Source organism: Couchioplanes azureus (genome assembly GCF_014648355.1).
In the GTDB taxonomy this organism is placed as follows: Bacteria; Actinomycetota; Actinomycetes; order Mycobacteriales; family Micromonosporaceae; genus Actinoplanes; species Actinoplanes azureus.
The window spans coordinates 141,875-155,682 of the sequence record NZ_BMQY01000011.1; the positions used below are offsets into that span (position 1 = coordinate 141,875).

Genomic DNA, 13,808 nt, shown 5'->3' on the forward strand with positions numbered 1-13,808 from the left:
GGGGAGCGCCGATGAAGCGTCCGCTCGCCGCCGTACCCGCGCTCGCGCTCGTCGTGACCGCGCTGACGGCCCCCACGACCGCGGTCTCGGCCGCGCCCGCGGCCGCCGCGCCGCCCGACTCGCAGTTCCAGAAGGTCACGCTCGACGACTTCCCGGGCGAACCCATCGCCCTCGCCGTGCTGCCGGACAAACGCGTCCTGCACACCGCCCGCAAGGGCGAGGTGCGCATCAACGACCCGAGGACCGGCCGCAACGTCCTCGCCGCGACCATCCCCGTCTACCAGCACGACGAGGAAGGCGTGCAGGGCATCGCGATCGACCCCGGCTTCGCGGCGAACAAGTGGGTCTACGTCTACTACTCGCCGCGGCTGAACACCCCCACCGACGACCCGGCGACGCCGGCGGTCAACGAGGGCGACGCGCCGGAGGAGGGCACCGCCGAGGACTTCGCGCCCTTCAAGGGCGTGATGCGGCTGTCGCGCTTCAAGCTCGACGGCACCAGGCTCGCGCTGGGCACCGAGCAGAAGATCCTCGAGGTGCCCACCGACCGCGGCATCTGCTGCCACGTCGGCGGGAAGATCGACTTCGACGCGGCCGGCAACCTCTACCTGTCCACCGGCGACGACACCAACCCGTTCGCCTCCGACGGCTACGCGCCCCTGGACGAGCGGGCGAACCGTAACCCGGCCTTCGACGCGCAGCGCTCCGCGGCCAACACCAACGACCTGCGGGGCAAGCTCCTGCGGATCACGGTCACCCCCACCGGCGCCTACCGCATCCCGAGGGGGAACCTCTTCCCGCCGGGTACGGCGTACACCCGGCCGGAGATCTACGCGATGGGCCTGCGCAACCCGTTCCGCTTTGCGGTCGACAAGGCCACCGGCGTGATCTACCTGGGCGACTACTCGCCGGACGCCCAGCTGCCGAACCCCGCGCGGGGACCGTCCGGGCAGGGCCGCTGGATGGCCGTCGACCGGCCCGCCAACTACGGCTGGCCCTACTGCGTGGCACCGGACCTGCCCTACGTCGACTACGACTTCGCCACCCACACCTCCGGGGCGCCGTTCAACTGCGCGGCCCCGGTGAACGACTCGCCGCGCAACACCGGCCTGCGCACGCTGCCGCCGGTGGAGAAGGCCGAGGTCAGCTACGGGTACGGACCCAGCCCGCGCTTCCCCGAGCTGGGCGTCGGCGGGATCGGCCCGATGGGCGGCCCGGCGTACCGCTACGAGGAGAACAACCCGTCGGCGACCAAGTGGCCGGAGCACTACGACGGCAAGCCGCTCTTCTACGAGTGGACCCGCGACTATGTCAAGGAGTTCACCCTCGGCGCCGGCCACGAGGTCACCGCGATCGCCCCGGTGCTGCCGTCCGTCGTCTTCGACAACCCGATGGACCTGGAGTTCGGGCCGGACGGCGCGCTCTACGTCCTCGAGTACGGCGACGGCTACTTCTCGGAGAACCCGGAGGCCCAGCTCGCGCGCATCGACTACGTCCGCGGGAACCGGACTCCCGTCCCGCGGATCACGGCGAGCCCGGCCACCGGGCAGGCGCCGCTGACGGTCACCTTCTCTAGCGCCGGCACCACCGACCCGGACGGCGACACCCTGCGCTACGCCTGGGACTTCGACGCCGACGGCATCGTCGACTCGCGGCAGCCGCACGCGGTCCACACGTTCACCGAGAACGGCAACTACCGGCCGGTCCTCAAGGTCACCGACCCGACCGGGCGCTGGGCGTCCGCCGAGGTGCTCCTGCCGGTCGGCACCCTGGCGCCCAGGGTCAGCTTCGTGACGCCGGCCGAGGGCCAGCCCTTCGAGTTCGGCGACACGGTCCCGTTCCAGGTCGCCGTCGCCGACGACCAGCCGGTCGACTGCTCGCGGGTCACCGTGACCTACATCCTGGGGCACGACCAGCACGGCCATCCGCTCTCCACGGCGTCCGGCTGCTCCGGCTCGATCACCACCTTCATCGACGGCGGCCACGCGGGCTCGGACAACCTGAGCGCCGTCTTCGTAGCGGAATACACCGATTCCGGCAGCCCGCCCCAGAGCGGCTCGGCGACGGTCGTCCTGACCCCACCCGAGGACTGATCCGTCCGGGAGCCGCCCGCAGCGGGCCCCGGCGCGCCGAGCGCCGGGGCCCGCGAGCGTGAGTCCCCGCGTTTCGGTCCCACGCCGGCCCGGTTTCCGCCACCCTGGTCGGTGTGGAGGTGCACCTGGCGTCGTGGTGGGCGCAGTTCCCGGAACAGTCGGACCGTTTCGACCGGGCGTACCTGGTCGAGGGCCTCAGCGAGCTGGTCGGCCCGCACATCGCGGCGCCGCTGCTGCGCCGGGAGGTCGCCATCGCCGCGGACGCGGTGGTGCGGCACCTGGAACGCCCGGCCAACGAGGAACGGGCGGAACAGGCCCGGGAGGCCGTCGAGCGGCTCGCGGACACGCTGACGCGCATCGAGGAGCGCTCGACCGGCGCCGCCATCGCCATCGACGAGGCGGCGATCGTGCTGGCCGCCCTGCGCGGCGACTACGGCGAGGCGGCGGCCCGCGCCGAGCGCCTGGTCGGCACCGCCAAGCTGCGCCGCCTGTTCGTCACCGCGCTGCGCCTGGAACGCTTCGACATCCCGATGACGCTGCGGCTGCTCGAGGGCGGTCAGTCCCCGGCCGAGGCGGTACGGTCCGGCCACCTGCTCGGCCGGTACAGCTGGTGGCCGTCCTGGCTGCTGCGCATCGTCACCGAGCGGGCCCTGGCCGGCACCCTCGACGAGGAGACGGTCACGGCGCTCGACCAGTGCGCGTACGCGGAGCTGAGCCCGATCCAGGCCAACCTCGCCCGCAAGCTGCTCACCAGCGGCGACGACCGCCTCCTCGACACCGCGGCCGAGCGCCTGGCCAGCCTGGGTGAGGCCGAGGCGGCGTCGCGCCTGCGCGAGGGCGACCTCGCCGCAGTCGCCCTCGCCGCCCGGCTGACCTCGCTGTAGTGTCCGCGCGGTTCAGGCCAGCGCCGGGATGACGTCCTTGCCGTACGCCTCGAGCGTGCCCTCCTTGTCGTCGTGCTGCAGGTAGAGGGCGAACTGGTCGACGCCGAGCTCGCGCAGCTCCGCCAGCCGGGCGAGGTGGTTCTCGACCGGGCCCAGCAGGCAGAAGCGGTCCACGACGTCGTCCGGCACGAAGGTGGTGTGCGAGTTGCCCGCCCGGCCGTGCTCGGCGTAGTCGTAGCCGCGGCGGCCCTTGATGTAGTCCGTCAGCACCTGCGGCACGGCGCCGTCGCTGCCGTAGCGCTCGACGATGTCCGCGACGTGGTTGCCCACCATGCCGCCGAACCAGCGGGTCTGCTCGCGCTGGTGGGCGAGGTCGTCGCCGACGTACGCCGGTGCCGCCACGCAGAACTTGACCGCGGCCGGGTCGCGGCCCGCCCGCTGCGCCGCGGCCCGGACCGCCGTGATCATCCAGGCCGCGATGTCCGGGTCGGCGAGCTGCAGGATGTAGCCGTCGCCCACCTCGCCGGTCAGGGCCAGAGCCCGGGGACCGTACGCGGCCACCCACACGTCCAGCCTGCTGTGCGGGGCCCAGGCGAACCGGAGCTCCCGGTCGCGCACGGTCACCGTCTCGCCGCTGGCCAGCCCGCGGATCACGCCGACGCTCTCGCGCAGTTGGCCGAGGGTGTTCGGGGTGAGGCCCAGGACCCGCAGCGCCGAGTCGCCGCGGCCGATCCCGCAGATCGTCCGGTTGCCGTACATCTCGTTGAGGGTGGCGAACTGCGAGGCGATGACCGTCCAGTCCCGGGTGCCCGGGTTGGTGACCATCGGCCCGACGACGACCCGGGAGGTCTCCGCGAGGATCCTGCTGTAGATGACGAACGGCTCCTGCCACAGCACGTGCGAGTCGAACGTCCACACGTGGCTGAAGCCCAGCTCCTCGGCGCGCTTCGCCAGCGTCACGACCTCGCTCGACGGCGGGTCGCACTGCAGGACGACACCGATGTCCATCGCGCTCACCGTACCTTCGGGAAGCCGAGGTCGATCTCGGACGTGGCGGGGTCGGGCCAGCGTGCGGTGACGACCTTGGCGCGGGTGTAGAACTGCAGGCCCTCGGGCCCGTACATGTGCAGGTCGCCGAAGAGCGAGGACTTCCAGCCGCCGAAGCTGTAGTAGGCCACCGGTACGGGTACCGGCACGTTGACGCCCACCATGCCGCACACGACGTCGTACTGGAACTGTCGGGCGGCGCCGCCGTCGCGGGTGAAGATGGCGGTGCCGTTGCCGAACTCGTTGGCGTTGACGAGCGCGAGGGCCTCCTCGTAGGTGTCCACCCGCACCACCGCCAGCACCGGGCCGAAGATCTCGTCGGTGTAGAGCGGCGAGTCGGTCGGCACCCGGTCCACCAGCGAGGCGCCGAGGAAGAAGCCGGGGAGGTCGCAGACCGGCGCCGACCGCCCGTCGACGACCACCTCCGCCGGGCCGGGCTCGGCCAGGTAGCCGGCGACCCGGTCCCGGTGTTCGCGGCTGATCAGCGGTCCCATCTCGGCGGACGGGTCGGTGGCCGGGCCGACCGCGATCCGGCCGACCCGCTCCTTGATCGCCTCGACCAGCGGGTCCGCGCTCGCGCCGACGGCGACGACGACGGAGACCGCCATGCAGCGCTCGCCCGCGGAGCCGTACCCGGCGCTGACCGCCGCGTCGGCCGCCGCGCCGATGTCCGCGTCCGGCAGCACCACCATGTGGTTCTTGGCGCCGCCCAGCGCCTGCACCCGCTTGCCGGCGCGGGTGCCCCGCTCGTAGACGGCGCGCGCCACGGGGGTCGACCCGACGAACGACAGCGCCTGCACGTCCGGGTGGTCGACGAGCGTCTCGACGGCCTCGCGGTCGCCCTGCACCACGTTGAGGGCGCCGTCCGGCAGCCCGGCCTGGCGCAGCAGGTCGGCCAGCATGAGCGAGGCCGACGGGTCCTTCTCGCTGGGCTTGAGCACGAACGTGTTGCCGCAGACCAGGGCGTTGCAGAGCATCCAGAGCGGCACCATGGCGGGGAAGTTGAACGGCGTGATGCCGGCGACCACGCCGAGCGGCTGGCGGATCGAGTAGACGTCCACGCCGGTGGAGGCCTGCTCGCTGTAGCCGCCCTTGAGCAGGTGCGGCGCGCCCGCGGCGAACTCGATGTTCTCCAGGCCGCGGGCCAGCTCGCCGGCCGCGTCGGCCACCGTCTTGCCGTGCTCGGCGCTGATCAGCCCGGCGAGCTCCTTGCGGTGGGCGTCGACCAGCTCACGGAAGCGGAACATGACCTCGGCCCGGCGGGACAGCGACGCCGCCCGCCAGCCGGGGTACGCCCGGCGGGCCGAGGCCACCGCGCGGGCCGTCTCCTCGGCGGTCGCGGCGACCACGTACGCCTGCTGCTCGCCCGTCGCCGGGTCGAAGACGGGCAGCCGGCGGCCGCTCGTGCCTTCGACGGCGGTACCGTCGAGCCAGTGTCTGATCTCGTGCACGGGGTCTCCTACAGCAGGTAGTCGGACAGGCCGCGGGGGATGTAGCGGCCCCGGCCGGCGCGGCCCGTGTACTCGCCGCCGGAGCTGATCACCTCGCCGCGGGAGAGGACGGTGTCCACCTTGCCGTCGATCTCCCAGCCCTCCCAGGCGGAGTGGTCCATGTTCATGTGGTGCGTCTCGACGCTGATCCGGGTACGCCCGTTCGGGTCGTAGAGCACGATGTCGGCGTCCGAGCCGGGCGCGATGACGCCCTTGCGCGGATAGAGCCCGAACATCCGCGCCGGCGTGGTCGCGATGGTCTCCACCCAGCGGGCCAGCGACAGCTTGCCGTCCACCACGCCCTGGTAGAGCAGGTCGACGCGGTGCTCGACGCCGCCGATGCCGTTCGGGATCTTGGAGAAGTCGCCGCGGCCCAGCTCCTTCTGGTCCTTGAAGCAGAACGGGCAGTGGTCGGTCGACACCACCGACAGGTCGTTGGTGCGCAGGCCCTGCCAGAGGTCGGCGTGGTGGTTCTCGTGCTTGCTGCGCAGCGGCGTCGAGCAGACCCACTTGGCGCCCTCGAAACCGGGCGCGCCGAGCTGGTCCTCCAGCGTGAGGTACAGGTACTGCGGGCAGGTCTCGGCGAAGACGTTGCGGCCCAGGTCGCGGGCGTGGCGTACCTGCTCCAGGGCCTTGGACGCACTCAGGTGCACGATGTAGAGCGGGCAGTCGGCGGCCACCGACGCCAGCCAGATGGCCCGGCTGGTCGCCTCGGCCTCCAGTTCCTGCGGCCGGGTCAGCCCATGGTTGACCGGGTCGGTCTCGCCGCGCTCCAGGGCCTGCTTGACGAGGACGTCGATGGCGGGCCCGTTCTCGGCGTGCATCATGATCATGGCGCCGTTGTCCCGCGCCTTCTGCATCGCGCGCAGGATCTGGCCGTCGTCGGAGTAGAAGACCCCCGGGTACGCCATGAACAGCTTGAAGCTCGTGATGCCCTCGTCGGCGACCAGATGGTCCATGGCCTTGAGCGACTCGTCGTCCACCCCGCCCAGGATCATGTGGAAGGCGTAGTCGACGTGGCAGTTGCCCTGGGCCTTGCCGTGCCACGCGGCCAGCCCGTCCTGGACCACCTCGCCGTAGCGCTGCACCGCGAAGTCGACGATCGTGGTGGTGCCGCCGATCGCCGCGGCCTTCGTGCCGGTGTCGAAGGTGTCGCTCGCGTGCGTGCCGCCGAACGGCAGCTCCATGTGCGTGTGCGCGTCCACCGCGCCGGGGATCACGTACTTCCCGGTGGCGTCGATGACCTCGGTGCCCTCCGCCGGGCCGCGCCCGGGCGCGTAGATCGCCGCGATGGTCTCCCCGTCCACCAGCACGTCGGCCGCGACCCCGCCGGTCGGCCCGACGACCGTCCCTCCCTTGATCAGGATGCTCACGGCGCGACCAACCCGTCGTAGGCGTCCGGGCGGCGGTCGCGGTAGAACTGCCAGCGGTCGCGGACCGTCTTGAGCAGGCTCATGTCGAGGTCGCGGACCACCAGCTCCGGCTTGTACGTGTCGGCCACCTCGCCGACGAACTTGCCCTCCGGGTCCGCGAAGTACGACTGGCCGTAGAAGTCGTTGTCGCCGAGCGACTCGACGCCGACCCGGTTGATCGCGCCGACGAAGTACTCGTTGGCCACCGCGCTGGCCGGCTGCTCGAGCTGCCACAGGTACGACGACAGGCCCCGGCTGGTGGCCGACGGGTTGAAGACGATCTCCGCGCCGTTCAGGCCGAGCGCGCGCCAGCCCTCGGGGAAGTGCCGGTCGTAGCAGATGTAGACGCCCACCTTGCCGACCGCGGTGTCGAAGACCGGGAAGCCGAGGTTGCCGGGGCGGAAGTAGAACTTCTCCCAGAAGCCGTTCACCTGCGGGATGTGGTGCTTGCGGTACTTGCCGAGGTACGAGCCGTCGGCGTCGACCACCGCCGCGGTGTTGTAGAGGACGCCGGGCTGCTCCTGCTCGTACATCGGCAGGACCATCACCATGCCCAGCTCGGCCGCCAGCGCCTGGAAGCGCTCGGTGGTGGGCCCGGGAACCGACTCCGCGTACTCGTAGTAGGCGGCGTCCTGGACCTGGCAGAAGTAAGGGCCGTAGAACAGCTCCTGGAAACAGATCACCTTCGCGCCCTGGGCGGCGGCTTGCCGAGCATAGTCCTCGTGCGCCTTGATCATCGATTCCTTGTCGCCCGTCCAGGTCGTCTGGACGAGGGCGGCGCGGACCACCCTGCTCATACTGGCTTCCCTCTCCGTAGGTCCTGTCGACGGCGGTGGCCTGGGTCACGGCTCGATGGTGATCTACTTCACCTGCCGTCATGGTCCCTGTGCCCTGCTTGACATCGGGGGCCGATGTCGTAGGACACTAATGACACAGCGCCAGGCGGACAATGGTTCGCGTGTTACCAAATGTTCGGGAGACGGCATGCTCGGGCTCATCGCGGACGCGGTCGACGACCGCAGTGCCCGGGGCATCGCCGCCGCGGTCAGCCGTCTGGTCAGCGCCGGAGACCTGCCGACCGGCGCGCGGCTGCCCACCGTGCGCGACGTCGCGAGGGCGCTGGGCGTCAGCCCGACCACCGTGAGCGAGGCATGGCAGAGCCTGGCCCAGGCCGGGGCGATCCGGACCCGCGGCCGGTCCGGTTCGTTCGTCGCCGCCCCGGTGCTGCCGCGCGGACGGATGCGCTACACCCGCCTCGCGAGCGGGCTGGGCAACGTCACCCGCGACTTCTCCACCGGGGTGCCCGACTACGACCTGCTGCCGAGCCTCACCGGCTCGCTCGCGCGCATCGGCGACGCGCAGCTCACCACGAGCTACCTGGAGGCCGCCGTGCTACCTCCACTGGAGACGGTGCTGCGGCAGCGCTGGCCGTACCCGCCGGAACGGCTGACCGTGGTCGACGGCGCGCTCGACGCCCTGGACCGGGTGATCGCGGCCGTGGTGCGCTTCGGCGACCACGTGCTCGTCGAGAACCCCACCTTCCCGCCGGTGCTGGACCTGCTGGAGGCGGCCGGCGCCACGGTGGTGGGCGTGCCGATGGACGAGCACGGCATGCGGCCGGACGCGCTGGGCGCCGCGCTGACGGCGTACGAGCCGGTCGCCGTCTTCCTGCAGCCGCGGGCACACAATCCCACCGGGGCCGGCCTCTCCGCCCGCCGGGTCGCCGAGCTCGCCGCCGAGCTGGCCGCCTACCCGCAGGTGACGATCGTCGAGGACGACCACGCCGGGGCCATCGCCTCCGCGCCGCCGGTGAGCCTCGGCACCCAGCTCCCGGACCGGACCGTGCACATCGCCGGCTTCTCCAAGAGCCACGGCCCCGACCTGCGGCTCGCGGCGCTCGGCGGGCCGGCCGCGGTGATCACCGCGGTCGCCGACCGGCGCCTGCTGGGCCCCGGCTGGTCCAGCCGCCTGCTGCAGGCCGTGCTCCTGGACCTGCTGACCTCGCCGGAGGCCGCGGCGCAGATCGAGGCCGCGCGCGACACGTACGCCCAGCGGCGTGCGGTGCTGCTCCGCGAGCTCGCGGAGCGCGGCGTGCGCGCCACCGCGGCCGACGGGATCAACCTCTGGATGACCGTCGCGGACGAGCAGGCGGCGCTGCTCTCCCTCGCGGCGCACGGCATCGCCGTGGCACCCGGCTCACCCTTCGCCGTCACACCCCTCGACGAGCACCACGTCCGCATCACCGCCGGCCTCATCCGCGACGACCACGCCGCTCTCGCCGACATCTTCGCCGCCGCCGCGGCCGGATCCGGCGGCGGGGTCCGCAGCCGGCCCCACCCGCGCGGCTGGCGATAGCCGCAGGCTTCCGATCCCACCCCCGACTCTTGGAGACCCCATGACCGACGATCTGCTCGCCCGGCACCGGGCCGTCATGCCCTCGTGGGTGGCGACGTACTACGGCGACGAGGCGATCGAGCTGGTCGCAGGCTCCGGGCGCCGCGTCACCGACAGCGCCGGCCGATCCTATCTGGACTTCTTCGGCGGCGTGCTGACCACGATGCTCGGCCACGACGTCGCCGAGGTGCGCGAGGCGGTCGAGCGGCAGCTCGCCACCGGCATGGTGCACAGCTCCACGCTGTACCTGATCCGGCAGCAGGTCGAGCTGGCCGAGAAGATCGCCGCGCTCTCCGGCATCCCGGACGCGCGGGTCTTCTTCACCACCTCCGGCACCGAGGCCAACGAGGCGGCGCTGCTGTTCGCCACCAACTACCGCCGCAGCAACCAGATCCTGGCGGTCCGCAACAGCTACCACGGCCGCTCCTTCGGCGCGATGGCGATCACCGGGCACCGCAGCTGGTCGGCGAGCGGCCTGAGCCCGCTGTCGGTGAGCTGGCTGCACTCCGGCGACCGGCTGCGCGGCCGGCTGGCGGGGCTGTCCGACGCCGAGCACATCGACGCGGCCGTCGAGGACCTGCGCGAGGTCCTCGCCACCACGACCGCCGGCGAGGTGGCCGCGCTCATCGCCGAGCCGATCCAGGGCGTCGGCGGCTTCGTGCACGCCCCGGACGGCCTGTTCGGCGCGTGGAAGAAGGAGCTCGACGAGCACGGCATCCTGTTCATCGCCGACGAGGTGCAGACCGGCTGGGGCCGCACCGGCGACCACTTCTGGGGGTACCAGGCCCACGACGTGCAGCCCGACCTGATCACCTTCGCCAAGGGCATCGGCAACGGCTTCGCGCTCGCCGGCGTGGTCGGCCGCTCGGAGCTGGTCGACGCGGTCCCGGCGACCAGCTTCTCCACCTTCGGCGGCAACCCGGTCTCCACGGCGGCCGGCAACGCCGTCCTCGACTACGTGCTGGCGCACGACCTGCAGCACCAGGCCAAGACCGTCGGCAAGATCCTGCTCGACGGCCTGCGCGCCGGCGCCGGCGAGGCCGGCATCGTCGGCGAGATCCGCGGCCGCGGCCTGATGCTCGCCGTCGAGTTCGTCCGCCCGGGCACCACCGAGCCGGACCCGGCCGCGACGGTCCGCGTCGTCGACGAGTGCCGCCGGGGCGGGCTGCTGGTCGGCAAGGGCGGCCTCTACGGCAACGTGCTGCGCATGGGTCCGGCGCTCACCCTGACCGAGGACGAGGCCCGGGAGGGCCTGGCCATCCTGGTCGAGGCGATCCGCCGGACCGACGCCGGGGGAAGGTGAGCGGGTCTCGCGTGCCTGTGGCGGCGTTCACCGCCGCCGGGTTACAGTCGCGTGGTCATGGCGACACGAGCGGTCACCGGGATGGCGGGTCGAACGTGGCAGAACTGAAGACCGCGCGGACCGGTGCGAGCGTCGGGGACTTCCTCGCCGCCGTACCGGATCCGAAGCGGCGGGCCGACGCACAGACGCTCTGTGCCCTCATGGCGGAGGCGACCGGTGCCGTCCCCGAGATGTGGGGGGACAACATCGTCGGCTTCGGCTGCTACCGCTACCGGTACGCCACCGGCCGGCAGGGCGACTGGCCTCCGGTCGGCCTGTCCCCGCGCAAGACCGCGCTGACCGTCTATCTCCCGGCCGGCTTCGACCAGGAGCTGCTCGCCAGGCTGGGCCCGCACCGCACCGGCAAGTCCTGCCTCTACCTGAAGCGCCTGGCGGACATCGACCCGGACGTGCTGCGCGCCCTGGTCGCCGACGGCTTCCGCAAACTCGACGGGAAGATCCTCGCCGCGGACTGATGCCCGGCTCAGCCGTCGCCCGTCAGGCGCTGGATCTCGGCACGCAGCGTCTCGGCCATGTCGGACAGGCCCTGCTGCCGGCTGTCCGTGCCGCCGCTCGCGGCCGCCGCCACGCCGGCGACCTGCTGGTCCATCTCGGCGATCACGCCCGCGACGTCGTGGATGGCCACGAGCGCGTCCGCGGCGGCGCGCTGGGCGCTGTCGACCTGGGCGGAGATGTCGTCCGACGAGCGGTTCACCTCGTCGGCCAGCGTCTTCACCTCGCTCGCCACCACCGCGAAGCCGCGCCCGGCCTCGGCGGCCCGGGCGGCCTCGATGGTCGCGTTGAGCGCGAGCAGCCGGGTCTGGGCCGCGATGCGCTTGATCAGCGAGACCGCCTCGGAGATCTGCTGGGAGGAGCGCTCCAGGGTCTCCATGGTCACCACGGCGCCCTCGGCGCGCCGCACCGCATGCCGGGCGGAGGTGGCCAGCGCCTCCGACGAGGCACCCAGCTCCGTGGAGGCGGCCGCCACCTGCTCGGCGACGTGCTGGACGCGCTCGGCCAGGGCCATCCGGTCCGTGTCGCTCTGCGCGACCATCGCCGCGGTTCGGGCCATGTGCCCGCGGGCGTCGTTGATGCCGTTCGCCGCGTCGCGGTAGGCGCCGTGCAGGCCCCGGGAGAGGAACTGCCGGTGGTACTCGCCGCGGCTCGCGGCCGCCAGCGACGCGGCGGACTCGCGCACGAAGGCGTCGTTGACGTCGATGACATCGTTGAACGCGTCGCGCAGCTGTCGCAGCTCGGCGGGGCCGTCCAGCTGCGGCACCCGGGCCTCGAGGTCGCCGGCCTGCAGGCGCGCCAGCGTGGCGAGCAGGGCGCCGACGGCTGCCCGGTACGCGGCCAGCTCGGAGTCCGTCTCCGCCGGGGCCGGGCGGGAGCTCAGCAGCTTCATCGGTCGGCTCCCACGGTCGTCGTGCCGGCGGTCAGGGACCATACGAACTCGTCGTAGTTCTGGCCCCGCTCGGCGAGGAGGGCGTCGAACAGGCGGCCGGACGCCTCCACGGCGTCGGCGGGGCGGGTGTGGCGCTGCTCCTCGGCGCGCAGCCGGGCGTAGAGGTCCGCCGCGGCGGCCACCGCGGACCGGTCCGGCGAGCGCCGGTTGGAGTGGAAGCCGATGACCTGACCCTGGCCGTCGACGGACGGCGTGACGTGCGCGAGGACCCAGTAGTGGGCGCCGTCCCCGGCCAGGTTCACGACGTAGGCGAAGATCTCCTGTCCGGTGAGCAGCCGGTCCCACATCAGCTTGAAGATCACCCGGGGCATGTCGGGGTGCCGGATCACGTTGTGCGGCTGGCCGATCACCTGCTCCTCCGGATAGGCCGAGAGCTCCAGGAACAACGCGTTGGCGTACTGGATGACGCCCTTGCGGTCCGTCTTGGTGACGATCAGCCGTCCCTCGTCGAAGGTACGTTCCACCCCGGTGGGGCGCACGGTGAGCGATCGCATCTCGGCTCCGGTCTTTCGGGCGACGGTGTCGCCCGCGTTCATCGGTCTCCGCCGCCGGCCGGTTGAGGCCCGGCGCGAGTCATCACCGGTTTTCACCGCCGGCGGTTGCGGCACGGGTGCCGGCCGGCTTAAGTCTTTCTTAGCCCGGGGGAGGCCTTGATCTGCGATGGGAGCGCTCCCGTACTGCTTGCCGAGGTCCTCTGACAAGGAAGGCTCAGGCGAAGATGCAACTCTCCCGTAGTTCGACCCGCCGCTGGCAGGTCGCCGGCGTCGTCGCGGTCGCCGTGGCACTGACCGGCGCCGGGCTCGGCGTGGCCGCGGCCGGCGACAAGGCCGCGGTACGCGGTGCCGCACCCACGGTGTCCTGCCCCGCGGTCGCCGGCAAGCTGGGCGCCGTTCCCGCCGCCGCCCGGGCGGAGATCGAGCGCAATCTCGCGCAGCTCGACACCCAGATCGCCGAGGCGAACCGGCGCCTGGCCACCAGCGCCGGCGAGGGCGGCCCGAACTTCGTCCAGAACGCGATCCTCGGCCCGCTGAGGGACAAGCGCGTCGCCGCCATCAACCGGATGGCCACCGCGATCGGCCGCACCGCGCCGAAGCCGGACCTCGACGTCCAGAAGCTCGCCGCCTGCACGCTGAACGGTGGCGGCGCGCCCGCTCCCGCACCGGAGGCCACCGCCGTCAGGACCGCCCCGCCCCAGGCGGGCGCGGGCAGCTCCGGTGCCGCCCCCACCGTCGACTGCCCGGCGGTGAGCGGGCTGCCCTCCGTCCCGGCCCAGGCCCGCGACGAGGTGTCGCGCAACCTGGCGCTGCTCGACACCCAGATCGCCGAGGCGAACCGGCGCCTGGCGACCAGTGTCGGCCAGGGCGGCCCGAACTTCGTCCGCAACGCCATCCTGGGCCCGCTGGAGGACAAGCGGGTCGCGACCCTGAACCGCATCGAGACGGCGATCGGCCGGCACGCGGCCAAGCCCGAGGGGCTCGAGCGCTTCGCCCCCTGCAGCCTGCGCGGCTGAGCGTCCCGCCGAGGCGGTGCCCGTTCCGGGCACCGCCTCGGCGCGCGCAATCCGCTTCACCCGCCCGGCGGTGGCGTCAGCGGCGGCGCGCCGGGGGCAAATCCCCCGGGGAAGCGACGCAACCCGTGGTTCGGTCGTTAGGGTCGATGTCATCCATGCTGATCCCGGCCG

General features: G+C 72.6%; 12 protein-coding genes. 6 read left to right on the forward strand and 6 right to left on the reverse strand.

Going from position 1 to position 13,808, the window contains the following annotated elements; translation table 11 throughout:
• Positions 1-11: 11 nt before the first annotated feature.
• On the forward strand, positions 12-2,093 hold the full coding sequence (locus IEY99_RS29675; RefSeq protein WP_189207397.1) for a PQQ-dependent sugar dehydrogenase: 2,082 nt from the start codon (positions 12-14) through the stop codon (positions 2,091-2,093).
• Between the two features lie 113 nt (positions 2,094-2,206).
• Entirely contained in the window at positions 2,207-2,977 is a 771-nt protein-coding gene (locus IEY99_RS29680) for a hypothetical protein (RefSeq protein ID WP_229799364.1), read from the forward strand.
• A 12-nt stretch (positions 2,978-2,989) separates the two neighbouring features.
• Here the strand turns inward: IEY99_RS29680 and IEY99_RS29685 are convergent, their stop codons facing one another.
• Genes IEY99_RS29685 through IEY99_RS29700 form a run of 4 tightly spaced genes read right to left on the reverse strand, consistent with a single transcriptional unit; the run spans position 2,990 to position 7,723 of the window.
• Positions 2,990-3,985, reverse strand: coding sequence for a TIGR03842 family LLM class F420-dependent oxidoreductase (locus tag IEY99_RS29685; RefSeq protein ID WP_189207398.1), 996 nt, complete (start codon positions 3,983-3,985; stop codon positions 2,990-2,992).
• 5 nt (positions 3,986-3,990) lie between these two features.
• Entirely contained in the window at positions 3,991-5,475 is a 1,485-nt protein-coding gene (locus tag IEY99_RS29690) for a CoA-acylating methylmalonate-semialdehyde dehydrogenase (RefSeq protein WP_189207399.1), read from the reverse strand.
• Between the two features lie 8 nt (positions 5,476-5,483).
• A complete protein-coding gene (gene hydA, locus IEY99_RS29695; RefSeq protein ID WP_189207400.1) occupies positions 5,484-6,887 on the reverse strand; it encodes a dihydropyrimidinase in 1,404 nt (467 codons plus the stop codon).
• Entirely contained in the window at positions 6,884-7,723 is an 840-nt protein-coding gene (locus IEY99_RS29700) for a nitrilase-related carbon-nitrogen hydrolase (protein WP_189207401.1), read from the reverse strand. The genes hydA and IEY99_RS29700 overlap by 4 nt, the downstream gene beginning before the upstream one ends.
• Before the next feature lie 187 nt (positions 7,724-7,910).
• Between IEY99_RS29700 and IEY99_RS29705 the strand changes: the two genes are divergently transcribed.
• The 3 genes from IEY99_RS29705 (at position 7,911) to IEY99_RS29715 (ending at position 11,138) form a co-directional block, all read left to right on the forward strand.
• Complete coding sequence (locus IEY99_RS29705) at positions 7,911-9,281, forward strand: aminotransferase-like domain-containing protein (protein WP_189207402.1); 1,371 nt, start codon at positions 7,911-7,913, stop codon at positions 9,279-9,281.
• Positions 9,282-9,321: 40 nt separating this feature from the next.
• Complete coding sequence (locus tag IEY99_RS29710; RefSeq protein ID WP_189207403.1) at positions 9,322-10,623, forward strand: aspartate aminotransferase family protein; 1,302 nt, start codon at positions 9,322-9,324, stop codon at positions 10,621-10,623.
• A gap of 95 nt (positions 10,624-10,718) precedes the next feature.
• Positions 10,719-11,138, forward strand: a complete 420-nt coding sequence (locus tag IEY99_RS29715; protein ID WP_189207404.1) for a DUF1801 domain-containing protein — start codon at positions 10,719-10,721, stop codon at positions 11,136-11,138.
• Between the two features lie 8 nt (positions 11,139-11,146).
• Here IEY99_RS29715 and IEY99_RS29720 read toward each other — a convergent pair whose 3' ends face one another.
• Positions 11,147-12,067, reverse strand: coding sequence for a methyl-accepting chemotaxis protein (locus IEY99_RS29720; protein WP_189207405.1), 921 nt, complete (start codon positions 12,065-12,067; stop codon positions 11,147-11,149).
• The gene (locus tag IEY99_RS29725; protein WP_189207406.1) at positions 12,064-12,621 is read right to left on the reverse strand and encodes a PAS domain-containing protein; all 558 of its coding nucleotides are present in this window, start codon (positions 12,619-12,621) and stop codon (positions 12,064-12,066) included. The genes IEY99_RS29720 and IEY99_RS29725 overlap by 4 nt, the downstream gene beginning before the upstream one ends.
• A 224-nt stretch (positions 12,622-12,845) precedes the next feature.
• On the opposite strand from IEY99_RS29725, the gene IEY99_RS29730 reads away from it, so the two are divergent.
• Positions 12,846-13,637 (forward strand): hypothetical protein, encoded by a 792-nt coding sequence (locus tag IEY99_RS29730; RefSeq protein ID WP_189207407.1) that lies wholly within the window; start codon positions 12,846-12,848, stop codon positions 13,635-13,637.
• The last annotated feature ends 171 nt before the right edge of the window (positions 13,638-13,808 follow it).